Raw genomic sequence first — 23,797 nt, forward strand, 5'->3', positions numbered from 1 at the left:
TATCTGCCCTGCCGCAGGGCAAACGGATATCAGCTGAGCAGCACGATGCCGCCAGGCAGGCTGGTCATTTGCGCGCCGTACAGGTCGCGTATCATCGCCAGCGCGCCATCGGTTTGCCCGATGGAAAAACGCATGCGCACGAGGCGGCGGCCCAGCTCGGCATTGCGCAGCAGCACGCGGCCGGGCCGGTAGCGGTTGATTTCATCGACCACCTCGGACAGCGGCTTGCCGACGAACGACAGCGCGCCCGTACGCCACGCGCTGGCCTCGCCCGCAGGCGCGGCCGTGACGGCTTGCGCGCCCCCGTCGTCGTACACCAGTTGCTGCCCCGCATCGAGGGTCTGGCGCCGCTGCTGCCAGACCACGTCCACGGCGCCCGCCAGGCAGGTGACGCAGACGGCATCGCCCGTGTGGCGGATATTGAAACGGGCCGACTGCGCCAGCAAGCGCCCTGCCCCCGCCGCCACCGTCACGGGCTGGCGCGCGCCGCTGGCGAGGATTTCCGCTTCGCCGCCCAGCAGTTCGATCGATTCCGGCGCCAGCACATTGATGCGCGTCTGCGTATTCATCTGCACCGTCATCTGCTGCGACAGGGCCACTTGCCGCTGTTCGCCCGTGCCCGTGCGGTAGTCGGCGCGCAATTCCTGCAGCGATGGCCAGGCGCCCAGCGGCGGACGCAAGGCCAGCACGGCCACGCCGGCCGCCAGCGCGCCGCCCAGGAAGGCGCGCCGCCCGGGACGCGCCGGAAACGCCAGCACGGCCGCCCGCTGCGGCGTGGCGGCGGCGCGGCTCAAGGCGGGATCCAGCGCCTGCCACACTTGTCCCAGCTCGCGCCAGGCGCGCGCATGCGCGGGGCTGCGCGCGCACCAGGCGCGCAAGGCGTCGGCGTCCGCCTGCGTGAAATCGTCGCCGCGCAGCCGCGCCCACCAGACGGCGGCTTGCTGGCCGATGGCGGCATCGCCGTCGGCGGTTTCGGAAGGGGCGCGTGGATCGCGGTCAGGAGCAGTCATGAGATTCATCAATATTTACGGCGGCCCGACACATCGCTGCGCTGGGCGGCCTCGGCGTCGGCCATGCACGTTTTACAGTGTTGCATGGCGGCCTGCAATTCTTTCTTCACCATCGCCACGGAAATGCCGAAGCGCTCGGCGATCTCCGCGTTGAGCAAGCCATCGACCCTGGCGGCCGTCAGGATGGCGCGGCGGCGCGGCGACAGGTCCGCCAAGGCCGCGTCGAGCGCCTGCACGTCGAGGCGCGCCGAGACGATGCGGGCGGGGTCGCTGATGTCGTCGCCCGTTTCGTCGGCCATGTGCATCAGCTCTTCGCGTTCGCGTTCCGTGACGATGATGCGGTCGCGGCGGTAGGCATCGGTGGCGATATTGGCGGCCATGCGCAGCAGATAGGCGTCGGGATTATGGACGGGCGCGGCGGCGGGGCCCGGCGCCACCATCGCTTCGAGGCGCAGCCACGTTTCCTGCAGCGCATCGGCCGCATTGTGCTTGCAGCCGACCACCCGTTCGAGGCGCCAGCGCAGCACGGCGTAACGCGAACTGAGGTGGCGTTTCAGCTTGGTGCGCAGGTCGGGCATGCTCATGGCGCCGCCCCTCCCGGCGCGCTGGCGGCGCAATCGACTTCGCTGCCAGGTCCTTGCGGCAGCAGCAGGATCGAAACGGGCTGCGGCATCGATGGCAGCGGCGCCGCGCCCACGCGCATGCCCAGCACCAGGCGCGCGATGGCCGTGTCGCGCGCGCGCAGCCCCGTGCTGTCGAGCAGGTGCACGCGGTCCACCACGCCGGCGCGGTTCAGGTATAGCTGCAGCGCCAGCCGGTAGCCGCCGGGACGCGTCTGCGCCGCGCGGCACAGCAACCCCAGCAGCACGTGCTGCAAGCGGCTCACATAGGCCGCATGGTCGCCGCCGTTCTGCACGGCGCCCGGGATGTCGGCGGCGGCCACGACGGCGGCCGGCGGCAGCTCCGCTGCGGCGGCGGCTGTGCGTGCCGGTGCGTACACGATGACGGCTTGCGCGTCGGACAGGCGCGATTGCAGCCCCGTGCCCGCCAGCAAAACTTGCAGGGCCGCGCCGGGCGCATGGGCGCCGCGCACGGCGGCCGACTGGCGCTGCGCGTAGCGCTGGTCCATCAGCACGGCGATGCCCGTGCGGCGGCTGTACAGGTCCAGCGCGTCGCCCAGGTTTTGCGCGGCAATATCGAACTGCAGCACGGGGCCGTCGGCGGACTGCGCCCGCACGGGCCCCACCGCGGTCAGGAAGCCCAGCAGAACCAGGTATCCCGCCAGCGCAAGCACATGGACGGATGCCGGGCTGCCTGTCATATCGCTATCGTGTCGCTATCGTGTGAGGGTGGAACCGCGTGGAAACGAGGTATTGCCAAGTAACAATTCTTGCTTCAACTGCAATAGCCTACACAGCAAAAATGACGGCTTCGTGACATGCTTGCGGTCAATAAATTTCGCCATGCGAGACGTCTGCCCCAGCAACGATTTCGGCTACACTGGCTGTCACATTCCCATTCAGACGCCTGATGATCGAAAAGAATCTGCCCGAGCTGGTCATGCTGAAGCGCCTCATCGACGAGGGCGGCAGCCACCTGGAAGTGGCTGCGCCCTGCAGCATCGCCATGGATGGGCGCGAGTTTCCCGTGTACACGATTGCCATGGGCAATCCCGGCCCCGACGTGCCCGTGCTGGGCTTTTTTGGCGGCATCCACGGCCTCGAGCGCATCGGCACGCAAGTGCTGCTGTCCTTCCTGGAAAGCCTGGTCGCGCGCCTGCGCTGGGACGCCACCCTGCACCAGCAGCTGGAAACCATGCGCCTCGTGTTCATGCCGCTGGTCAACCCGGGCGGCATGTGGCAAGCCACGCGCAGCAATCCCCGCGGCGTGGACCTGATGCGCAATGCGCCCCTGAGCGCGCGCGAAAAAGTGCCGTTCATGCTGGGCGGACAGCGCTACAGCGCCCGCCTGCCCTGGTACCGGGGCGCGGCGCACGACCCCATGGAACTGGAAAGCCAGGCCGTGTGCGACCTCGTCGAGCGCGAACTGCTGTCGCGCCAGTTCAGCATCGCCCTCGATTGCCATTCCGGTTTCGGCTTGCGCGACCGCATCTGGTTTCCCCACGCGCATACCAAGGTGCCCATCGAACACCTGGCCGAAATCGGCGCGCTGGAAGAGCTGTTCAGCCAGAGCTACCCCAACCACAACTATGTGTTCGAGCCGCAGAGCCGGCAATACCGCACGCATGGCGACCTGTGGGATTATCTGTACCTGAACGGCACCAGCCATACGGGCCGCGTGTTCCTGCCGCTGACCCTGGAAATGGGTTCCTGGCTGTGGGTCAAGAAAAACCCGCGCCAGCTGTTCAACCGGGTCAGCATGTTCAACCCCACGGCCGCGCACCGGCTGCAGCGCGTGCTGCGCCGCCACCTCGTGTGGTTCGATTTCCTCATGCGCGCCGCCAGCAGCCACGGCCGCTGGGTGCCGGAAGGCTTGCTGCGCAAGGCGCAGCGCCGGCGCGCCCTGGCGCAATGGTATGAATCATGAGCGGGCCGCCCACCTGGGTCCTGCTGCGCGGCCTGATGCGCGAACAGCGCCACTGGGGCCACTTTCCCGCCACCCTCGCGCACGCCTTGCCCGGCGCGCGCATCGTCACGCCCGACCTGCCCGGCAATGGCACGCGCCACCTGCAAACGAGCGCCACGCGCGTGGCGGACATGGTGGAAGACTGCCGCCGGCAGCTGCTGGAACGGGGCATCCCCGCGCCCTACCACTTGCTGGCCCTGTCGCTGGGCGGCATGGTGGCCGTGGAATGGGCGAGCCGTTACCCGCAGGAAATCGCCCGCTGCGTGCTGGTCAACACCAGCATGCGGCCCTACAGCCCGTTTTACCGGCGGCTGCGCTGGCAAAACTACGGCGCCCTGCTGCGCCAGCTGCTGCTGGGCGACCCGCGCAGCCAGGAAGCGCTGATCCTGCGCCTGACGAGCCGCCGCCACGGCGCCGGCAATGCGGCCTTGCTGGACAGCTGGCTGAGTTACCAGCAGCAATACCCCGTCAGCCGGCGCAATGCGCTGCGCCAACTGCTGTCGGCCGCCCGCTACCGCGCCCCCGCCAGCCGGCCCGCCATGCCCGTGCTGGTGATGGCGGGCGCACAAGACCGGCTGGTCGACCACCGCTGTTCGCAGCGCCTGGCGCGCGCCTGGCAGGCGGACTGCCTGATCCACGGCGATGCGGGCCACGACTTGCCGCTCGACGAAGGTGAATGGCTGGCGCAATCGGTGGCGCGCTGGATCGGGGTGACAATGACGGATAATGGCGAACAAAACACAGTACAGTCAACATGCGGATAACGGAACGTGAAAACCACCTGGCGGCGCTGGCGCAGGCCGGCGTACAGGATGACATTTTCCCAGGCGCGGCCTGGGCCTTTGGAACAGTCGACCACGATATGCACGACGGCGTGGCGGGCGCAGCCGGGCGGCTCACGCCAGAGCCCGCCAGCGCCGCCATGCAGGTCGACACCCTGTTCGACATCGCTTCGCTGACCAAGGTCGTCAGCGTCTGGCCGCTGGTGGGCTGGCTGCTGAACCGCCGGCGCCTGCGCCTGGACGACCGCCTGGCCGACCTGCTGCCCGGCACGGCCGGCTACGCGCTGGCGCCCATCACGGTGTTCCAGCTGCTCACCCATACGGCCGGCTTGCCGCTGCGCGCCCGCCTGCGCGCCAGCTATGGCGAGGTGTACGACGATATCGTGCGCGGCGTGCTGCGCGAGCCGCTGGAAGGCACGCCGGGCCAGGCCGTGGAATACACGGACCGCGCGGCCCTGATCCTCGGCTTTGTCATCGAGCGCTTGCTGGGCATGCCCCTGGACCAGGCGTTCGACGAGCACGTGCTGCGGCCGCTGGGCATGGCCGCCACGGGCTTCGGCCCCCTGCCCGCCGCGCATGGCGCTCTGGTCGCGCCCACCGAGTATTGCGAGCAGGCGGGCGCGCACCTGTCCGGCGTCGTGCATGATTTTTCCACCCGGCTGCTGGGCGGCGTGTGCGGCATCTCCGGGCTGTTTTCCAACGTGCCCGACCTGCAGCGCTTCCTGCGGGCGATGCTGGCGCCGCAGGCGGGCCGCCACGGCGAGGTGTTTGACGCCGGCTGGGTGCGCGACTCGCTGACGGTGCAGACGGGCGCCCTGACGCCGTCGCGCGGCCTGTTCTGGCACCCGGCGGCAGGCACGCTGGCGCAGGACGACGTCTGGTGCCATCTGGGTTTCACGGGCACGGCCATGTGGCTCAGTCCCCGGCGCGGCCGCTATGCGGTGCTGCTGACGAACAAGCTGTACTACACGCGCGATTCCGCCAGGGTCAACGCGCTGCGCAGCGACTTCATGCGCAGCGCATTCGACCTCTGACGCCGGCAGCTTACAGCCGCAGGCTCACGGCAATGGCCAGCAGCAGCGCGCCGGCCGCCGCCAGTAGTGCGCTGTTGAAACTATGCGACTGCGCATACAGGCTGCCGGCCAGCACGGGGCCGGTGATCTGGCCCACGCCATACACGACCGTCATGATGGCCATCATGTTGGCGCCCGCCTTGCCTGCGGCCCGCTGCGCGGCCGGCATGGCGATGGTCACCGTGCCTACAAACGTGCCGCCGACGAGGATGGCGCTGAGCAGGTAGCCGGCGGCCGACGGCGCCAGCACGGGCAGCGCCACGCCCAGCGCCTGCAACGCCAGGTTCAGCCGCAGCGCCCGGCGCGTGCCCAGCCGCTCATGCAGCCGGTGCCACAGGAAACACGAGGGCGCCGCGCCCAGGCCGAACACGGCCCACACGTGGGCGGAATTGAGATTGGGCAAGGCTACGCCCACCAGCACGGGCAGATACGTGGCCGTAACGATGTAGCCGAGCCCTGCCAGTCCGTAGATCAGCACGAGCGGCCACGGCGCCACGGGCGCCAGCGCCGGCGCAGAAGCTGGCGCCGGCGGCGCGTTCGGGCTCGCCTGGCCGCCGGCGGCAATGGCGGGCGCGGCCGCCAGTCCCGCCAGCGCGGTGACGCCGGCCAGCAGCAGCCACATGCCGGCACTGTGCCAGCCCAGGTACGATGCCAGCACCAGCAATTCGGCCGACACGGCGATGCCCGCCCCCACGCCCGCATACAGCAGCGGCGCGCCGCGCGCGTGGCGGCGCCGCTCCAGCAGCCACAGCGAGGCAGCCACCATGGCCAGCGCGCTGAAGACGCCCGCCACGCCCCGCACCGTCACGATGAGCCAGACGGGCATGGACAAGGCCAGCACGCCCAGGCACAGCGCCGTGCCGGCCACGGACCACAAACACAGCCGGTGCGCGCTGTGCGCCCGCGCGCGCATGGCCAGGATGGCGCCCAGCAAGTAGCCAGCATAGTTGGCCGAGGCGGCCAAGCTGCCGTCGCGCAAGCTCAAGACGCCTTCGCCAACCATGTGCGGATAGATGGCCGTGAAGGCAAAGCGGCCGAAGCCCATGCCGATGGCGAGGATGGCCGCCCCGGCGATGGCCGCGCGCAGCCTGATGGCCCCGCTCACGGCGCCGCCGCGCCGAGTTGCGCCAGCAAGTGCTGGAACGCGGGCACGTCGAAGCCCGCGCGCCACACCAGCACGGTGTCAATCTGCCCTGCAGGCAAGGTTTTCAAGCTTGCGGGCGCGTCCGACAGCGCCAGCACGCTGGCCGGCAGCAGGGTCACGCAGGCACCCGCCGCCACGCAGGCGATCATGGTGTGATACGAACTCATTTCCTGCACCCGCCACTGCGTGCTGCCGGCCACGCCCAGCAAGTCTTCCGCGATGCCGCGGTAGGTGCAGCCCTGGAGAAACGCCGCCAGCGAACGCGTGGCCACGTCCGCGGCCCGCCGCGCCTGCGCTTCGCTGGCCGGCAGCAGCAGGCACAACTCCTCGCGCCACGCGGCCCTCGATGCCAGTCCCAGCTCCTCCAGCGCGGCGGCGCCGCCGAACGATGGCGGCAAGGCAACAAACGCGCAGTCGAGCAAGCCCGTGCGCACCTGCTCGATCAGGGGACGCGACGGCCCCGTGCTCAACGCCAGCCGCGTCGCCGGATACCGCGCGTGATAGGCGGCCAGCAAGGCAGGCAGGCGGCTGGCCGCCGTGCTTTCCATGCTGCCGACGCGCAAGGTGCCGCCCTCGCGCCCGCCCGTGACGACATGCCGGGCCTCGTCCGCCAGCGCCAGCAGGCGCTGTGCATACTCGAGAAAACGCTCGCCCGCCGCCGTCAGGGCCATGCGCTTGTTGGTGCGCACGAACAGTTCCGCGCCGACATCGGCTTCCAGCTGCTGGATGCGCGTGGTGACGCTGGACGGCGCGCGACCCAGGCGGGCAGCGGCCTGGGTGACGCTCAGTTCACTGGCGACCGAGCAAAAAATCCGCAATGATTCCAAATCCATCGTATTCTCTTTTTGAAAATGATTATGGTATTATATTCTCAAAATACGAATCAAATGCAGCATCCTCAACTTCATGAAGGAATCATCATGACTTCATCCCAGCCCTTCCTCGACCGCCTCGGCCTGCAATACCCCATCATCCAGGCGCCGATGGCGGGCGTCTCCACGCCGCGCATGGCCGCTGCCGTCTCGAATGCGGGCGGCCTGGGCTCCCTGGCCATCGGCGCGGGCACGGCGGCGCAGGCGCGCCAGATGATCGCGGACACGCGCGCGCTGACGGACAAGCCCTTCAATGTGAATGTGTTCTGCCATGCGCCGGCCGTCAGGGATGCGCGGCGCGAAGCGGCCTGGCTGGCCCATCTGGCGCCCCTGTTTGCGGAGCTGGGCGCGGCCCTGCCCACGCAGCTGGACGAGATCTATCAAACCTTCATCGGCCATGCTGCGGCATTCGACCTGCTGCTGGAACTGCGTCCCGCCGTCGTCAGCTTCCATTTCGGCTTGCCGGCGGCGCAGCAGATCGCGGCCCTGCGCCAGGCGGGCATCTACACGATGGCCACGGCCACCAATGTGCGCGAGGCGCTGCTCATCGAACAGGCCGGCGTCGACGCCATCGTGGCGCAGGGCGTGGAAGCGGGCGGGCATCGCGGCGTCTTCGATCCGCAGGCGCAGGACGAGCGCCACAGCACTTCCGTGCTGCTGCGCCTGCTGGCGGGCAGCACCGCCCTGCCCCTCGTCGCGGCCGGCGGCATCATGGATGGACAAGGCATCCGCGCGGCGCTGGACCTGGGCGCCGCGGCTGCCCAGCTGGGCACAGCGTTCGTGCTATGCCCGGAGTCGGCGGCCAATGCGGGCTACCGCGCCAACCTGAAAAGCGGGCGGGCGGCCAGCACCCGGCTAACCAGCGTGCTCTCGGGCCGCCTGGCGCGGGGCATGGTGAACCGCCTGATCGCACATGGCGAAGCGCCGGGCAGCCCGCCGCCAGCCGACTATCCCGTCGCCTACGATGCCGCCAAACAGTTGAATGCAGCGGCCAGCCTGCGCGGCGACAGCGAATTTGCCGCGCAATGGGCTGGCCAGGGCGCCCCGCTGGCGCGGGAAATGGGCGCGGCGGAACTGGTGGCCACCCTGGCGCGGGAAATGGCCCGCTGATTCCAGGATGGCGCTGAGGTGACGTAGGACAAGGACAGCCTGCGGGCTTGCCAGGCGCGGCTGGCAGTGGACGGATGACTGCCCCGTGTCCTATTTTTTATACCGCGTGGCCAGCAGATAAACGCCGGCAGCCAGGCAGACCATGCCGACGAGGCTCAATCCCGATCGCGACAAGCCGGACCAGAACAATGAGCTGGCCAGGGCGGCAGTCATTACCGGCTGCAATTTAAAGGCACACATGCCGATGCCCAAAAAAAGCAGTCCGCGGACGGTGCGAGGAGACCAGCTATTCATTTTCTTCCCATTCTTGTAAGCGCATGCGCGCGGCTGGCAAATCTTACACGAGCCGCGCGTCAGGAAAGCAGCGAATTTCCCTCAGCGATCCGCGCCTACGCCGGCTGCTGCTGCGTGGTGCAGTGGATACCGCCGCCGCCGGCCGCGATGGCGTCGATGTTCAGCTGCACGATGTCGCGCCCGGGGAAGTGTTCGCGCAGGATGGCTTTGGTGTTGCGGTCGGCTGCCGCATCGCCGAATTCCGGGCACAGCACGGCGCCGTTGCAGACATAGAAATTGATGTAGCCGGCGGCGAAATCCTTGTTTTCATATTGCGGGCGCACCTGGCCCGGACCGGGCAGGACCACCACCTGCAGCGGACGGCCGCGCGCATCCGTGGCCTTGCGCAGGATGTCGAGGTGGCGCTGGGTGACGGCGCGCTCGGGCGAAGCAGGGTCGTTTTCAAAGCCGGCCGCGACGACGCCGGGAGCGCAGAAGCGCGCATAGAAATCCGTGTGGCCATCGGTGATGTCCTGGCCCGCGATGCCGGGCAGCCAGATGACTTTCTCGATGCCCAGCAGCCGGTGCAGTTCCTGCTCGCACTTTGCCTTGCCAACGCCGGGGTTGCGGTTGGCGTTCAGCACGCAGCTTTCCGTGATGATGGCCGTGCCCTGGCCATCGACTTCGATGCCGCCCCCTTCCAGCACCAGGCTGCTTTCCAGCACGGCAACGCCGGCGCGTCCGGCCACAAAACCAGCCACCAGCGCATCGTCGTCATAGTCCTGCTTTTCGCCCCAGCCATTGAAATTGAAATTCACGCCGGCCAGCGCGCCGCCCGCCTTCCTGACGAAGACGGGGCCCGTGTCGCGCATCCACAGGTCGTCGATGGGCTGCACCAGCAGCTTGACCTTGTTGCCGCACAGGCGAGCGGCCACGTCGTAGTCTTCCTCGTTGACGAGCATGTGCACGGGTTCGACGCTGGCAATCGCTTGCGCGATGCGCGCCAGGTTCGCCTGCGCGCCCGCCTTCAGGCGCTTGCCCCACACCTCGTCATTCGCGCCAAAGGCCATCCACGTGGCCGCGTGGCGCTCGCCTTCGTCGGGCATGCGCCAGCCGGCCCCTGCGGCCAGGGCCGACGAGGCAGGCAAAGCGGCGGGCAAGCCCACGGCGGCGCCTGCCGCCAGGCCCATGGCGCCCGAGAGAAAATGTCGTCGTTGCATGCTGTTCTCCTGTGATGCGCGTTTATGCCGGTTCCTGCTGCGTGGTGCAATGGATGCCGCCGCCGCCGGCCGCGATGGGATCGATATTGATCTGCACCACGGCGCGCCCCGGATACAGCTGCGCATACTGCGCCCTGGCGCTGGCGTCCGCCTGCGCATCGCCGAATTCCGGCAAGAAAATGGCGCTGCTGGTGGCATAGTAATTGATATAGCCGGCGGCGAAGGTATTCGGGTTGTTTCCAGGCCGAATTTTCTCGGGACCGTCGATGACGACGATCTGCAGCGGCTGATTATCGGCATCGGTGGCGCCGCGCAAGATCTCCAGGTGGCGGCGGGCCACCGCGTAGTCGTACGATTCCGTATCCATCTCGCGGTGCGCCACCACGACGCCGGGGCGCACGAAGCGGGCGTAAAAGTCCGTATGGGCATCCGTGATGTCCTTGTTCTTGATGCCTGGCAACCAGATCACCTTGCGGATGCCCAGCAGGCGCTGCAGTTCCGCTTCGCAGTCGGCCTTGCTCCAGCCCGGATTGCGGTTATTGTTCAGCACGCAACTTTCCGTGATGATGGCCGTGCCCTTGCCATCGACTTCCAGCGCCCCGCCTTCCAGCACCAGGCGCGTGGCCAGCAGCGGCACCCGGGCCTGGGCCGCGACCGTGTCCGCCACCTGCCCATCCTTGCCGAACTGCTGCTTGTTGCCCCAGCCATTGAAGTTGAACTTCACGCCGGCCCGCTCGCCGTTCGGCTTGCGCACGAAGACGGGGCCCGTGTCGCGCATCCATAAATCGTCCATCTCGGCGGCAATCAGATTCACGCGCGCGTCGAGCAATTGCCGCGCGCTGGCCAGTTCCGCCGGGCGCACCAGCATGTTGACGGGTTCGTAGGCGGCTATCGCATTGGCGATGCGCACCAGGGCCAGCTGCACCTGCGGCACTTGCGCGCGCGTCCACACGGCGCTCGAGGCGCCATACGCCATCCACGTCGCCTTGTGGGCTTCGGCCTCGTCGGGCATGCGCCAGCCGTCCGCCTGATTGACGCCACCGCCGCTAATGCTGGGCGGCGTGGGCGTAACGGGGCCCGCTTCCACAGCACCGCCGCCACACGCGGCCAGCATGCCGCCCATGGCCAGCGCGCTGCCACCCACCATGCAATGACGCAAGAAATATCGACGTGTATTCATATCCATCCTTGATTAGTTAGTCAGAGTGCCGCGCACCGTTTGCCGGCGCGTTGGCATGCACGGCATTGTGGCGGGATCAAGATATGAAAACAAATGATATGATTTGCTTTAATTCATTAAGTTTTCTCATATGTCAGAACATCGCATTCCTTCGCTGAAGTTATTGATGGGCTTTGAAGCGGCTGCCCGCCACGGCAATTTCTCGCGCGCGGCCGACGAACTGCACGTGACGCAGTCGGCCATCAGCCATCAGGTGCAGTTGCTGGAAGAACAGGTCAAGCAGCCCCTGTTCCGCCGCGCGGGACGGGGCGTGGAGCTGACGGTGGCGGGCGAAGTGCTGCTGCGCAGCGTGCAGCGCTCGATGACCGTGCTGCGCAGCGGCCTGGGGCGCATCGCCACCTATCTCGATCCTGGTCTCGTGGTGCTGGTGTGTCCGGCGCCCGTGCTGCACGGCTGGCTGCAGCCGCGGCTGCGGGCGCTGGAAACGCAGCTGCCCGAACTGTGCCTGCTGCTGTCGGTGGACGAGAGCGCCCGCTTCGTCGATGAAATCGACGTCGATATCGCCATCGGCGACCGTCCCCTGCTGCAGCCGGACTTGCTGGAAATCCCCCTGCTGCACGATGAATGGGTATTGGTGGCCAACAGCGAGCTGGCGGCGCGGCTGGCCGGCGTGCCGCAGGAGACGCATCACCTGCACGCGGATCTGGTGTGTCTGGAAGAAAGCTTGACGGGCGACGCGACGGCCCCCTTGTTCCTGGGTCCGCTGGCGCGCTTTCGCAAGCGGGCCATCTACGACGACGCGCGCCTGTTGCTCGACGCCACGCTCGACGGGCGCGGCATCGCCTGCCTGCCGCGCCTGCTGGTCGATGCCAGCCTGGCGCGCGGCCTGCTGCACGTGCTGCCCGCTTACCCCAGGGTGCCGGGCGCCACCTGGTGGCTGTCGGGCGTGGCGGAACATCCGCGTTCGCCCATCGTCGGGCAAGTATTCGACTGGCTGCGCGCGCAAGGCGCGGCGCAGGAGCAATGATCAGGGCTGCGGCACGCGCGCATAGTCGACGCCGCTGGCCCAGCGGTTTTCCCAGTGCGCCAGGTACGATTGCGCCAGGACCGCGCTATTCCACACGACGAGCACGTTTTCGCTGTTGGCGGTAGCGGCATCGGCCGTGTAATTGAAGCTGCCGTTCTGCACGGTCACGCCATCGGCAACGATGTACTTGTCGTGATGCAGCGCGTAGCGGGAAATGATGCGGGTGGGAATACCCGCATCGACGAGCCGGTTCAAGGCGGCCCGGCTGTTCTTGCGCGCGTTGCGCCGCGCATCGACGAGCACCCTGACGTCCACGCCCCGCTGCCGCGCGCGCAGCAAGGCCGCGACCACATGGGGCGAGCTGAAGGAATAGGCGGCCAGCCGGATGCTCGACGCCGCGCTATCGATGACCTTGAGCACCAGCGCCTCCGCCCCGCCATCGGGCGAAAACGCGTTCTCGATGGTGACCGTGGGCGCGGCGTCGGCGGCGAGCGATACTGGTGACGCCGGCGACACGCCTGCGGCCAGGCACAGCGCAACGGCAAGCAGGAGATTCTTCATCGCTGGCATTTCCTTGTTTCAATAATCGGGTGTGGATGAACAAAAAATCAGCCTGCAAGCAGACCCGGAGCCTACGTGACCGTCCGCTTTCACCCTTTGAAAAAGTCGAACGGCAACAATTTCAGGAGAACTCAGACTTCCAATCAGTCGGTGATCATTCAATAGCGGTGGTACTGACCAGTCTAGGCTGGCAGGATTTCTATCTAAATGTCAACGTACCTGCGTTTTTCTACACAATAGGCCGATTGGAGACCCTCGCAGTACGACCAAGTGCCGAACAAGTTTCAGATATCGTTCGAAAAAACGAATTCGAAATGAGTCACTGAAGCAGGCGATTCAAGAACATCCTTTAGCATCTCAGCAAAAGACGGCAGATGCTCCCATGACCAACTTGCACTCCATTCCATATGCGGTTGAAGCTGACCATCGCTATGTAACGTAAATCCATCATACCCCTGCAGACGGCACTTCTGCTCAAGAATCATCCGCAAGCATTTCTCTGCGTCTGTTCGTGCAACTAGCGTTATTCCTCCATGGTCGAGATGAGGGAATTCCCATTGTCGCAACAGTTGTTGTCGGTTCATATTGGAGGTAACTCACTTTAGAGCGTACGCCGGGGATACGGGCTTCTGGCCGTCCATGGAAAAGCTAAGACAAGTCTATGCACTTGTCCAGTTGAAATAACAGGTTAGGTCTCCAAAGCACTGTGGACATACCCAGTCGTCCCCAAGCGTATAACCTTCCTGAACTGAATCCGGAATATGCTGTTCGGCGATTGCAAGAGCGCGGCACTCTACATCACTAAGCATTTTGGGCCCCTTGGGACTGTTCTCGCAAGTGTCCATGACCGCGTCTGACCGGACCCGGCCGTTCTCTAGCGAACGCCATGGGCACGGAGCGCCTGAGCGACCTCGAATAGGCCAACGCATGCCAAAGCGGCGTGGCGGCAGGAGCATCACGGTGGGGCTTGTGAGGGTTTGCACCTTGTTGTAGCAATTCTTGTACTTGAGCAAGGTCGCCTAAAACACAGCGTAAAGAAGCTCGGTCATTCCAAGGTCGTCATACGCATCAATCAGCTCGCATTTGCTCATTTATCAACAGCCTCTGACTGTATTGTTTGTTCACCTCAGGCCAGCCATGCGGCGCCTACGGCAGCCGGTGCCGGAACGTCGGTTCGATGTTGCGCGCGTGCAGCCAGCGCACGATGTCTTCCAGGGTGGCGTCCTGCAACAGCAAGCCTGGCTGGGTAGCGGGCGCGATCGCCGGTGATGGGGCGACGGGAGCGGGAGCGGCGGCAGGCACTGCCTCGGCCAACCCCGCATGCCCCTGCAACTGCGCCAGCGCCTGCGCAAACTGGGCCGGGTTGATGCTGCGCAAGCTTTCCAGGAAGCCCAGCTGCGCGGCGGGCGGCGGGGCCATGTCCAGGCCCGGTTCGTCGACGAAGGCGGCGCCCATGCTGGGGTGGATGAAGGCGGCCCACTTGCCGGATGGCTGCAGGCAAGGCGGCAGCGCCACCTGTTCCACGTAGGCGGGCGGCGCGACGGCGAGGATGTCGGTCGAGGCAGGTAGAAAGGTCGAGCGCAGCAGTTGCGCGAACTGGCGCGCCTGGGCGACGGGCACGGGCGTGGCCAGCGACAGCCATAACTGGAATGCCGTGCCCGAGATGCTGACGGCGGGCGCCGGCAAGTCCAGCTCGTGCTGCACGGCATTGGCGATCGTGCACAGCGCGCTCCAGTGCGCTTCGCCGCCGCCCTTGCCGCCAAACTCCAGCACCAGCGCGCGCGCCAGGCCGCTCCCGGTCACGAGTCGCACCGCTACCGTCTGTTCGCCCGACAGATGGCGCGCCAGCACGGCCGGCGTCAGCGGCTGCGCGCCGCCATCCGCATCAACGTATTGCTGCTGTTCATCGAACAGATACAGGCGGGTGAGTTCGGAAATCAGTTTATGCATGGCGGCCTCGTAATGACGTTGAGCAACACTTGTCAACGTGCCCAGATTATAGCCTCCCCGAGCCATGGATCTCAGCGCGCCGGCAAGCCTGTCGCCTGCCCCGCCCGCCCGGCGCCAAATACCAGCCAGCTGGCCACGGCGAACAGGCAGGCAGCCACCCCGCCGTACAGCATCACGGCGCCAAAGCCCTGTGCCAGCGCAAGCTTCGCCACGCCGGCCGGCAATGCGCTGGCGCCCTTACCTGCGGACAAGTCTTCCGCCACGGCGCGCAAGGCGGCCCCACCCGGTCCGCCGGGCACATGCTGGCGCAAGGCGGACTGGATGGCTGCGACGAGGATAAAGCCCATCAGCGCGATATTGATGGACAGGCTGACCATGCGCGCGCTGATGTCGATGCTGGACGCCATGCCCGCCCGCTCGCCGGGCACGGCCCCCGTCGTCGTGTTGGTGACGGGGGTATTCGTCAGCCCCAGGCCCGTGCCCGCCAGCAGGCAGCCGGGCAGGATCGTCAGCCAGCTGGCGGCGTCCGCGCGGCTGCCCCAGCACATCAGCAGCAAACCCGCGCCGATGGCCAGCAAGCCGGCAGGAATGACGGCATCGGCCCGGTAGCGCAGCGCCAGCCGTTCGGCCAGCGGCGGCACGAGCAAGGTGGGCAAGGTGTAGGCCAGCAAGGTCAGGCCCGTGCCCAGGCTGCTGTAGCCGAGGCCATGCTGCACATACAGGGGCAGATAAATCATGAGCGGCCAGAAACTGCAATTCATGCCCGCCGAACCGAGCAGCGCGCCCGAGAAGCGACGGATGCGAAACACGGAAAAATCGATCATCGGGTCAGCCTAGCGCCGTTCGATGACGGCAAACAGCAGCAGGCTGGCCAGCGCCACGGCCAGGCTGGCCAGCGTACGCAGGTCCGTGAATCCCAGCGCCGGTCCCTACGTAAGGCACCAGGCCAGGCTGAACACGGCCAGCGACAGGGTGGCGATGCCGGCCATGTCCAGCTTGCGCCGCTGCGGGTCGCGCGACTCGCTCACGCCCAGGCCCGCCAGCAGCAGCGCAACGGCGGCCAGCGGCCCGTGCACGAGAAATACCCATTGCCAATTCGACAGCGCCACGATGGCCGCGCCGATGATGGGACCGAAGCCCAGGCCCAGGCCAAACACGATGCCCCAGGCGCCGAACGCCCTGCCCCGCGCGGCGCCCGCCGGGAACTGCTGGGACAGCACGGCCACCTGGCAAATCAGCATGGCGCCGCCCGCCATGCCTTGCAGCGCGCGCGCGGCGATCAGCACGCCCGTGCTGCCGGCCCAGCCGCATGCCAGCGAACTGAGGCCGAACAGCGCCAGGCTGGCCAGCAGCAAGCGCTTGCGGCCATAGCGGTCGGCCAGGGTGCCCGTAGCCATCAGCACGGTGGTGCAAGCCAGGGTGTAGGCGTTCATGATCCACTGCAAGTCCTTGAAGTCGCCATGCAGCACGGTTTCCAGGGTGGGCAGGATGACGGGCACGCTGGATATTTCCAGGCCGAACATGAGCGAGGCCAGGCAGACGGCGGCCAGGGTCAGTGCATTTTGTTGCGAAGTAGTAAGTAGCATCGAAGCCTTGAGTACGGTAGTCATGGAGGTGCGCGCGATGCCGGCGCACGGGGAGCCACCATTCTAGAAAGCCGCGACTCATGAGGGAAATGATAAAATTTTGTACAATTCATTCATTTTCATCATGAATCACGGGACCCCATGGACTTCGATACCGCCCTGCTGCGCGCCCTGGTTGCCGTCGCGGACACGGGCGGCTTTACGCGCGCCGCCGAACGGCTGCACCTGAGCCAGTCCGCCATCAGCCACCAGATCCGCCGCCTCGAAGAACAGGCAGGCACCACGCTGCTGGTGCGCACGACGCGCAGCCTGCGCCTGACGGAAGACGGCGAGGATTTCCTGCGCCACGCGCGGCAGATCCTCGCCGCCCAGGATGCGCTGTCGCGGCGCTTCCAGCGTTCCGCGATTGCGGGCGCCGTGCGCTTTGGCGTGCCGGAAAATTTCATGGGCGCGCGCCTGCCTGCCCTGCTCGTGCAGTTTGCCCACCTGTTTCCCGCCGTGCGCCTGGATGTGACGGTGGGCACCTATCTTGATTTACAGAAACTGGTCGCCGCCGATGCGCTGGACCTGGCCGTCGTCATGGCCCTGGCGGACGGGCAAGATGACGCGGCCGTGCTGCGCCGCACGCGCTTCGTCTGGGCGGCGGCGCAGGATTTCCGGCACGACGGCCAGGCGCCGCTGCCATTGGCATTTTCACCGGTGCCCTGCATGCACCGGCAGGTGGGCGTCGATGCCCTCGATGGCGCCGGTCTCGACTGGCGCGTGGCGTTTACCTCGCCCAGCCAGCAAGGCTTGCGCGCCGCCGTGCTGGCAGGGCTGGCCATCACGGCCTTGCCGCAAGGCGACCTGGAGCCGGGCATGGTGGTGATCGATGGCCAGCACGGCTTGCCCGCCCTGCCCGCCGCCCGCTTCCAGCTGCTGTGGCGCGCCGCCGGCAGCACGGCCGCCGCCGATGCGTTCGGGCAGTTGCTGCGCGCATGGTCAGCCGCCGCGGCGGCTTGACAGCACCAGCAGCAAGGCCAGTGCCAGCATGGCGCTGGCGCCGCCCAGGGCCACCGTGACGCGGTGCGCCAGCAGCGGCACGCCCGCCAGCTGGCTTGCGCCCAGGCCGGCCACGGCCACCAGCACCGCCAGTCCCAGCGCATTGCCCATCTGGTGCGCCACGTTGACGAGGCCCGAGGCGGCGCCCGCATCCTGCGCGGGCACGCCGGCCACCCCGGCCGCCGTCAGCGGACTCAAGGCCATGCCCTGGCCCGCGCCGATCAGCACCATGGGCAAGGCCACGCCCAGCCAGTACACCGTGCCCGCATCGACGCGGCTCAGCCATGCCATGCCCAGCGCCGTTGTCGCCAGTCCCACGGCCAGCAGGCGCGCATTGCCCAGGCGGCGCGTCAGGCGCGGCACGCACAGGGCCACGCCAAAGTTCACCAGCGTCATGGGCAGGAAGGCCAGGCCCGTCAACGATGGCGGATAACGCAGCACCACTTGCAGGAATTGCGTGGTGAAAAAGAAGAAACCGATCATGGCGCCCAGGAACAGCACGCGGGCTCCGTACGCGGCATTGCGCTGGCGGCTGCCAAACAGGCGCAGCGGCAGGATCGCGTGCGCGGCGCGCCGTTCGATGGCGATGAAAGCGGCCAGCAGCAGCACGCCCGCCGCCAATGCACCTTGCGTCAGACCGTCTCCCCAGCCGGCGCCGGCCGAGCGGATCAAGCCGTACACGAGGGCCGCCATGCCGACGGTGGAGCTGGCCGCGCCGGCCACGTCGAAACGACCCTGCTTCATTTCACTCTCGGCGAGGTAGCGCTGGGTTGCCGCCAGCATGGCGGCGCCGATGGGCAGGTTGATGAAAAATCCCACGCGCCACGACAGCCATTCGGCCAGCACGCCGCCCAGCACCAGGCCCACGCTGGCGGCAATGCCCGCCACGGCGCTGTACAGGGCGATGGCGCGCGTGCGTTCGCGCCCTTGCGTAAACGTGGTTTGCAGCAAGGCCAAGGTCGATGGCGCCACAATGGCCGCACCCACGCCCTGGATGGCGCGTGCGGCGACCAGCATGGCCGGCGACTGCGCCAGGCCGATGGCCAGCGACGCCACGGTAAACAACACCAGGCCCAGCTGCAGCAGGCGCCGCCGGCCATAGATATCGCCGGCGCGCGCGGCCAGCAGCAGCAAGCCGCCAAAGGTCAGGGTGTAGGCGCTTTGCACCCAGGCCAGGCCCGTATCCGTAAAACCCAGTTCCTGGTGGATTTTCGGCAAGCCCGTCAGCACGATGGACGTGTCGAGCACGATCATCACGTAGCTGACGAGGATGATGGCGAGGATGGCCGCCTTGTGCGGCGCGGCGGAGGGAGTAGCAGCTGGCGGATTGTTCATGCCATCACTGTAAGCCGTATGCATTACGATGAATAGATGGTAAAGTCCGCATGAACTTATTAGCACAACTAATGAATTGGAAAGACATCCGCCATGGCACAAACCAACTTCAACGATATCCTCGCCTTCGTGGCCGTGGCCCGCGAAGGCAGTTTTACCCGGGCGGCGGGCAAGCTGGGCGTGTCGCAGTCGGCGCTGAGCCAGACGGTGCGCGCGCTGGAGGCACGGCTCGATTTGCGCCTGCTGGTGCGCACCACGCGCAGCGTCTCGCCTACGGAAGCGGGCGAACAGCTGCTGCGCACGGTGGCGCCCCGCTTCGACGAGATCGAGGCGGAACTGGCCCTGCTCAGCGCACGGCGCGACAAGCCGGCTGGCAACATCCGCATCAGCGCGGGCGAGCACTCGGCGCTGACGGTGCTGCAGCCGGCCATCGCCCGCTTGCTGCCCCAGTATCCGGACATCAACATCGAAATCGTCGTCGACAACGGCATGACCGATATCGTGGCCGCGCGCTGCGATGCGGGCGTGCGGCTGGGCGAACAAGTGGCCAAGGACATGATCGCCATGCCCATCGGCCCGGATTTCCGCATGGCCATCGTCGCCTCGCCCGCGTATTTCAGCCGCCATCCGGCGCCCGTCACGCCGCAGGACTTGATGGCGCACAACTGCATCAACATGCGTTTGCCCACCCTGGGCGGCCTGTTTGCCTGGGAATTTGCCAAGGACGGGCAGGAATTGAAAGTGCGGGTGGAGGGGCAGATGATCGTCAACAATCTGGCGCTGCGCCTGCATTCGGCCCTCGATGGCCTGGGCCTGGCCTGCATGCCGGAAGATGCGGTGCTGCCCTGCCTGGCCGATGGCCGCCTGGTCCGCGTGCTGGACGACTGGTGCCCCGCCTATGCGGGCTACAAGCTGTACTACCCGAGCCGGCGCCACCCGTCGCCCGCGTTTACCGTGCTGCTCGACGCCTTGCGCTATCGCGGGGTTTGAGCCAGCGCAATCCTTTACCCGCAGTGAACAGTGAATTGCACGAACACGCGTTTACCGTGCGCCGGCGCAGGACTATAGTGGCTTCTTTCCCACCTGTTCAAGGATCGTCATGAAACTCTTCTACTCGCCGGGCGCCTGCTCGCAGGCACCGCACATCATCCTGCGCGAAACGGGCACGCCGTTCACCCTGGTCAAGGTCGACCTGGGCCAGCACCGCACGCAGGATGGCGGCAATTACTACGAACAGAACCCGAAAGGCCAGGTGCCGCTGCTGGCCCTCGACGATGGTACGGCCTTGAGCGAAGGCCCCGTCATCGCCCAGTACGTCGCCGAACAGGCCGGCAGACAGGATCTGCTGCCGCCCGTGGGCAGCCTTGCCCGTTACAAGGTGCTGGAATGGCAGAACTACATCACGTCCGAGCTGCACAAGTCGTTCAGCCCCCTGTTCGATCCCCGCATCGACGCGGCCACCAAGGCCTTGTTCATCGAACAGCTGGGCAAGAAATACAAGTGGATCGACAGCCGCCTGGAAGGCCGCGCCTACCTGACGGGCGACACGTTCACGGTCGCCGACGCCTATCTGTTCGTCATCACGGGCTGGGCCCCAGGCCTGGGCGTGGATCTGTCCGCGCTCACGCATCTGCAAGCCTTCCTGGGCAAAGTGGCCCAGCGCGACAGCGTCAAGGCGGCCTGGGAAGCGGAAGGGCTGGCCAAGGCCGCTTGAGCGCCATGGTCCCCGTGCACGGGCCACGCCTTTGCCGGCTGGCCGTGCACCGCCATGGTGGTCAGCCGCATCGGCGCGCACGGGGTGTCCCTGCCATCGTTCAGGGAGGAACGGGTGCGCCGTACGCTAGCCGCTCCTGCCCGCTCGCGCCATGGGACGGCGCCCGCCGGCTTGTACGGCAGATGCGGTAGTATCGTCATGCTGGCGTCCGTTTGCTGCCAATTCGTTTCCTCCCACCTGCTCCCGCGAAAGATCCGTCATGGAAGAAGAATATGAAGTACCGAGCCCCCATGAACACGCCGTGGAAGAGGCAACGGAGAAGGAGCGCGATGGCCTGACGCAGAAAATCGCCCTGATGACGGCCATTCTCGCCACCATCGGCGCCCTGATCAGCTACCAGAGCGGCAATGCGCAGAACGAAGCCATGTTCCTGAAGAACGAGAGCATCCTCAAGCAGGCACAGGCCAGCGACCAGTGGGCCCTGTACCAGGCGAAGTCGACGAAGGGCCATATCGCCGAGGCGACGGCCGCGCTGGCCAGTGTACCCGAGGTGCGCGCCCGCTTCCTGGCGGAACAAGCCAGGCAGGAACGGGAAAAGGCGCTGGTGCAGGCGCAGGCGCGCCAGCTGGAAGAGCAATCGAGAAAGCTGGGCGAGGAATCGGAAGCCAAGCTGCGCCCGCACGAACGGCTGGCCATGGCCCTGACCTTCATCCAGATCGCCGTGGCGCTGGCCGCCATCACCGTGCTGACGCGGCGCCGCTGGCTGCTGTGGGGTTCCGTGGGCGCGGCGGCGGCCGGCATACTGGCGGCCGGCAGCGCCTTCCTGCTGTAGCGGCCGGTAGTTCAGGCGGGTTGTTCAGGCGGACAGTTCAGGCGGGCGGCACGACGCCGCTCCAGCCGGGCAAATAGCGCGCTTGCTGGCTGCGCGCCAGCTTCATCGCTTGCGCCAGGGCCTTGGGGAAGTTTTTCTTCAGCATGGCGGGCGCGATGCGGCTGCGGAAGAAATCGGCCCACAGGAATTCGCTGAACGGCGTCACGTCCTTGGCGTAGCCGCCCGCGCTGCGCAATTCGCCGGCCAGGCTGCGGTAGGGATCGTCGTGCAAGGCGCTCAGGTGCCGGGGGATGGCGGAGAAATCGCGGCGCAAGCCCTCGCTGTCGTACGGGTGCACCCACTGGTGGTGGTCCATCACATGCCAGAAGTGCAGCGGTTCCAGCCAGGACAAATCCTTCAATATCATCAGGCTGACGGTCTTCACGCCTTCCTGGTGCAGCGCCAGGCCGAAATGGTGGTGGTCGACGATGTAGTGGCGCCCTTCCGGGCCTATGATGCTGGGAAACCAGTGATCGGCCAGCGCCGCCGTCCGCGCCTTCCTGCCCAGGCTGGCCCAGTGCGCGCGCTTGAGCGCCACCTCGGCCATGCCGACCGTGATCTGCGTGGGCAGCAGCTTGTTCAGCCTTCCCTTGACCAGTTGCGGTTTCGCGCTTGTCATACCGTCTCCCCGATGCGTGACCTGGCCGCCAGCGTAGCATAGTCGCCGCTACTTTTCAGGCGTGGCGGCGGCCAGCAGGCGCACGGCTTCGGCCACGCTCAATTCGCTGAGCAGCAAAGCCGGCGCCCCTTCGGCGGCCAGCATGTCCTGCAGCGCCAGCTGCAGCACCGTGCATGCGGGCTCCTTCAGCCGCGCCAAGGCCAGGCCCAGTCCCCGCCCACGCACGAACGCGGCAAAGTCGCGCAAGGCTTCGACGCTGCTGCCATCGAGGTCCGGCGACTCTTCCAGGCTGAGGATCACCTGGCGCAGCGGACCGGACCGCTCTTCCACCAAGGCGCGCGCCAGATGCAGGCTGCGCTCGGCATTGACGAAGAACAGGGGCTCGTCGAGGCGCAGTATCAGCAGCGCCGGCTGCGCGCGGGCATCGCGGTGCAGCGCCAGCTTCACGTAGTCGTGGCTGTCGCCCAGCCGCCCCAGCACGGACATGCCGGGCCGCGACAGGCGGCGCAGCATCAGCAGCAGGCTGATGGCGATGGCCACCAGCAAGCCGTCGAGCACGCCGAACAGCAGCACGCCGGCAATTGCCGCCAGTACCAGCAGGCGGTCGCGGCGCCAGGCGAAATACGGCCGCAGCGCCACGGGATTGAGGGTATGGCTGACGGCGTGGATGACGACGGCGGCCAGCACGGGCACGGGCGTGAGCGCCACCAGCGGCAGCAGGGTCAGCACGATCAGCCCCACCACGGCGGCCGCCACCAGTCCCGCCAGGCGCGAGGTGGCGCCCGCCGCCTCGTTGGCCGACGTGGCCGAATAGCCGGCGCCCACCGGCATGGCTTGCAGCAATCCCGCCACCACGTTTGCCGCACCCAGCGCCAGCAAGTCGCGCTCGGGCGCCACGGGGTCGCCATGCTTCAAGGCAAAACTGCGGATGGCGCCATACGATTCCGCATACAGGATCAGCGCCAGCGCAAACGCCAGCTCGGCCAGGCGCGTCCATTCCTCCTGCGTCAGGCGCGGCAGCACGGGTATGGCCAGGCTGATATCGATGGCACCCACCAGGGCCACGCCGTGACCCGGCAAGTCGAGCCACTGGCCGGCGGCTATGCCCAGCGCGATGACGATCAGGCCGGCGGGCCAGCGCTGCCTGCCCCGCAGCAGGAACAGCAACAGCAGCGCCGCCCCGCACAGGGCCGCGCCGCGCCCGTTCCACTGCCCTGCCCGCGCCAGCAGGCCGGGAACGAGATGCAGCATGTCGCCCTGCGGCGGCTGCACGCCCAGCACGCCGGGCAACTGTTTCACGATGATCACGATGGCCAGGCCGAAGGAAAAGCCCCGCAGCACGGGCTTGGCGATGAATTGCGTGACGCTGCCCAGCCTGGCCACCCAGGCCAGCAGGAAGAACCCGCCCGTCAGTATCACCAGGCCCGCCATCAGCATGAGCCGGTGGCCCGCCGTGCCGCCCGCCAGGGAAGCCATGGCCGCGGCCAGCACAGCGGCCGACGACGACGTGGCCGAAACGATGGCAAAGCGGCTCGTGCCCAGCACGCCATAGCACAGCAGGCCCGCAAACAGGGCCAGGATGCCCGCCTGCGGCGCCAGGTTGCCGATGCTGGCATACGCCACCGCTTCCGGCAGCAGCAGGCCGGCGATCGACAGGCCCGCGCTGACATCCTGCCAGCGGTTCGTTTGCGTCGCAGCCGGTGCGCTCATGGCGATGCTCCTGGTGGGTGGCGCTCATCGGCTCCATGATGCGGCAAAACGGTGTTTCCGGCCACATTTGCTTACATTTTATACATAAAAACTGTCTACCGGCGGCCCCGGCAGCGCGTTCAGGCAGTGTGAC

General features: G+C 67.1%; 22 protein-coding genes and 1 pseudogene. 9 read left to right on the forward strand and 14 right to left on the reverse strand.

The features are described 5' to 3' along the window. Positions 1-29: 29 nt before the first annotated feature. Genes VPH41_RS14290 through VPH41_RS14300 form a run of 3 tightly spaced genes read right to left on the reverse strand, consistent with a single transcriptional unit; the run spans position 30 to position 2,331 of the window. The gene (locus VPH41_RS14290; RefSeq protein ID WP_328570542.1) at positions 30-1,010 is read right to left on the reverse strand and encodes a FecR family protein; all 981 of its coding nucleotides are present in this window, start codon (positions 1,008-1,010) and stop codon (positions 30-32) included. Between the two features lie 8 nt (positions 1,011-1,018). After that, positions 1,019-1,594, reverse strand: coding sequence for an RNA polymerase sigma factor (locus VPH41_RS14295; protein WP_152258700.1), 576 nt, complete (start codon positions 1,592-1,594; stop codon positions 1,019-1,021). Continuing rightward, on the reverse strand, positions 1,591-2,331 hold the full coding sequence (locus tag VPH41_RS14300; RefSeq protein WP_328570543.1) for a hypothetical protein: 741 nt from the start codon (positions 2,329-2,331) through the stop codon (positions 1,591-1,593). The genes VPH41_RS14295 and VPH41_RS14300 overlap by 4 nt, the downstream gene beginning before the upstream one ends. Before the next feature lie 209 nt (positions 2,332-2,540). On the opposite strand from VPH41_RS14300, the gene VPH41_RS14305 reads away from it, so the two are divergent. The 3 genes from VPH41_RS14305 to VPH41_RS14315 are packed head-to-tail and all read left to right on the forward strand — an operon-like array spanning position 2,541 to position 5,412. Then, entirely contained in the window at positions 2,541-3,557 is a 1,017-nt protein-coding gene (locus VPH41_RS14305) for a M14 family zinc carboxypeptidase (protein WP_328570544.1), read from the forward strand. Continuing rightward, positions 3,554-4,360 carry an alpha/beta fold hydrolase gene (locus tag VPH41_RS14310; protein ID WP_328570545.1) on the forward strand — a complete coding sequence of 269 codons (807 nt, stop codon included), beginning with the start codon at positions 3,554-3,556 and terminating at the stop codon, positions 4,358-4,360. Before VPH41_RS14305 ends, VPH41_RS14310 begins: the two co-directional genes overlap by 4 nt. Next, positions 4,351-5,412: a serine hydrolase domain-containing protein gene (locus tag VPH41_RS14315; RefSeq protein WP_328570546.1), complete on the forward strand. Its 1,062-nt coding sequence runs from the start codon at positions 4,351-4,353 to the stop codon at positions 5,410-5,412. Before VPH41_RS14310 ends, VPH41_RS14315 begins: the two co-directional genes overlap by 10 nt. A 10-nt stretch (positions 5,413-5,422) precedes the next feature. Here the strand turns inward: VPH41_RS14315 and VPH41_RS14320 are convergent, their stop codons facing one another. Together VPH41_RS14320 and VPH41_RS14325 are read right to left on the reverse strand one after the other, a co-directional pair. Next, positions 5,423-6,556: a YbfB/YjiJ family MFS transporter gene (locus VPH41_RS14320; RefSeq protein ID WP_328570547.1), complete on the reverse strand. Its 1,134-nt coding sequence runs from the start codon at positions 6,554-6,556 to the stop codon at positions 5,423-5,425. Beyond that, a complete protein-coding gene (locus VPH41_RS14325; protein ID WP_328570548.1) occupies positions 6,553-7,428 on the reverse strand; it encodes a LysR family transcriptional regulator in 876 nt (291 codons plus the stop codon). Before VPH41_RS14325 ends, VPH41_RS14320 begins: the two co-directional genes overlap by 4 nt. Positions 7,429-7,515: 87 nt before the next feature. On the opposite strand from VPH41_RS14325, the gene VPH41_RS14330 reads away from it, so the two are divergent. Next, positions 7,516-8,577: an NAD(P)H-dependent flavin oxidoreductase gene (locus VPH41_RS14330; protein ID WP_328570549.1), complete on the forward strand. Its 1,062-nt coding sequence runs from the start codon at positions 7,516-7,518 to the stop codon at positions 8,575-8,577. A 90-nt stretch (positions 8,578-8,667) separates the two neighbouring features. On the opposite strand, the gene VPH41_RS14335 is transcribed toward VPH41_RS14330, so the two are convergent. The 3 genes from VPH41_RS14335 to VPH41_RS14345 form a co-directional block, all read right to left on the reverse strand. Then, positions 8,668-8,871, reverse strand: coding sequence for a hypothetical protein (locus VPH41_RS14335; protein ID WP_328570550.1), 204 nt, complete (start codon positions 8,869-8,871; stop codon positions 8,668-8,670). Between the two features lie 95 nt (positions 8,872-8,966). Continuing rightward, a complete protein-coding gene (locus VPH41_RS14340; protein ID WP_328570551.1) occupies positions 8,967-10,070 on the reverse strand; it encodes an agmatine deiminase family protein in 1,104 nt (367 codons plus the stop codon). 22 nt (positions 10,071-10,092) lie between these two features. Then, the gene (locus tag VPH41_RS14345) at positions 10,093-11,250 is read right to left on the reverse strand and encodes an agmatine deiminase family protein (protein ID WP_328570552.1); all 1,158 of its coding nucleotides are present in this window, start codon (positions 11,248-11,250) and stop codon (positions 10,093-10,095) included. Between the two features lie 130 nt (positions 11,251-11,380). Between VPH41_RS14345 and VPH41_RS14350 the strand changes: the two genes are divergently transcribed. Beyond that, on the forward strand, positions 11,381-12,277 hold the full coding sequence (locus tag VPH41_RS14350) for a LysR family transcriptional regulator (RefSeq protein WP_328570553.1): 897 nt from the start codon (positions 11,381-11,383) through the stop codon (positions 12,275-12,277). Here VPH41_RS14350 and VPH41_RS14355 read toward each other — a convergent pair whose 3' ends face one another. From VPH41_RS14355 to VPH41_RS14365, 3 genes and pseudogenes are all read right to left on the reverse strand, one after another. After that, positions 12,278-12,838, reverse strand: a complete 561-nt coding sequence (locus tag VPH41_RS14355) for a phospholipase D family nuclease (protein WP_328570554.1) — start codon at positions 12,836-12,838, stop codon at positions 12,278-12,280. A 1,146-nt stretch (positions 12,839-13,984) separates the two neighbouring features. Continuing rightward, positions 13,985-14,788 carry a TOTE conflict system archaeo-eukaryotic primase domain-containing protein gene (locus VPH41_RS14360; protein WP_328570555.1) on the reverse strand — a complete coding sequence of 268 codons (804 nt, stop codon included), beginning with the start codon at positions 14,786-14,788 and terminating at the stop codon, positions 13,985-13,987. Between the two features lie 71 nt (positions 14,789-14,859). Beyond that, positions 14,860-16,374, reverse strand: a pseudogene (locus VPH41_RS14365) (MFS transporter). 141 nt (positions 16,375-16,515) lie between these two features. On the opposite strand from VPH41_RS14365, the gene VPH41_RS14370 reads away from it, so the two are divergent. Next, on the forward strand, positions 16,516-17,376 hold the full coding sequence (locus VPH41_RS14370; protein ID WP_328570556.1) for a LysR family transcriptional regulator: 861 nt from the start codon (positions 16,516-16,518) through the stop codon (positions 17,374-17,376). Here VPH41_RS14370 and VPH41_RS14375 read toward each other — a convergent pair. Then, positions 17,356-18,750: an MFS transporter gene (locus VPH41_RS14375; protein WP_328570557.1), complete on the reverse strand. Its 1,395-nt coding sequence runs from the start codon at positions 18,748-18,750 to the stop codon at positions 17,356-17,358. The two genes, VPH41_RS14370 and VPH41_RS14375, sit on opposite strands and share 21 nt — an antisense overlap. Positions 18,751-18,843: 93 nt before the next feature. Here VPH41_RS14375 and VPH41_RS14380 point away from each other — a divergent pair, with 93 nt between their 5' ends. The 3 genes from VPH41_RS14380 to VPH41_RS14390 all read left to right on the forward strand — a co-directional run bounded on the left by VPH41_RS14380 (position 18,844) and on the right by VPH41_RS14390 (position 21,296). Beyond that, entirely contained in the window at positions 18,844-19,740 is an 897-nt protein-coding gene (locus tag VPH41_RS14380; RefSeq protein ID WP_152284643.1) for a LysR family transcriptional regulator, read from the forward strand. A gap of 109 nt (positions 19,741-19,849) precedes the next feature. Then, a complete protein-coding gene (gene gstA / locus VPH41_RS14385; RefSeq protein ID WP_152284644.1) occupies positions 19,850-20,464 on the forward strand; it encodes a glutathione transferase GstA in 615 nt (204 codons plus the stop codon). A 259-nt stretch (positions 20,465-20,723) separates the two neighbouring features. After that, complete coding sequence (locus VPH41_RS14390; RefSeq protein WP_193317634.1) at positions 20,724-21,296, forward strand: DUF4337 domain-containing protein; 573 nt, start codon at positions 20,724-20,726, stop codon at positions 21,294-21,296. A 37-nt stretch (positions 21,297-21,333) separates the two neighbouring features. Here VPH41_RS14390 and VPH41_RS14395 read toward each other — a convergent pair whose 3' ends face one another. Next, positions 21,334-21,954: a ParB-like protein gene (locus VPH41_RS14395; protein WP_328570558.1), complete on the reverse strand. Its 621-nt coding sequence runs from the start codon at positions 21,952-21,954 to the stop codon at positions 21,334-21,336. A 48-nt stretch (positions 21,955-22,002) separates the two neighbouring features. After that, positions 22,003-23,664: a SulP family inorganic anion transporter gene (locus VPH41_RS14400; protein WP_328570559.1), complete on the reverse strand. Its 1,662-nt coding sequence runs from the start codon at positions 23,662-23,664 to the stop codon at positions 22,003-22,005. Positions 23,665-23,797: the final 133 nt, after the last annotated feature.

Origin of the sequence: Janthinobacterium sp. P210006, from assembly GCF_036231885.1 — a bacterium.
GTDB lineage: Bacteria > Pseudomonadota > Gammaproteobacteria > Burkholderiales > Burkholderiaceae_D > Janthinobacterium > Janthinobacterium violaceinigrum.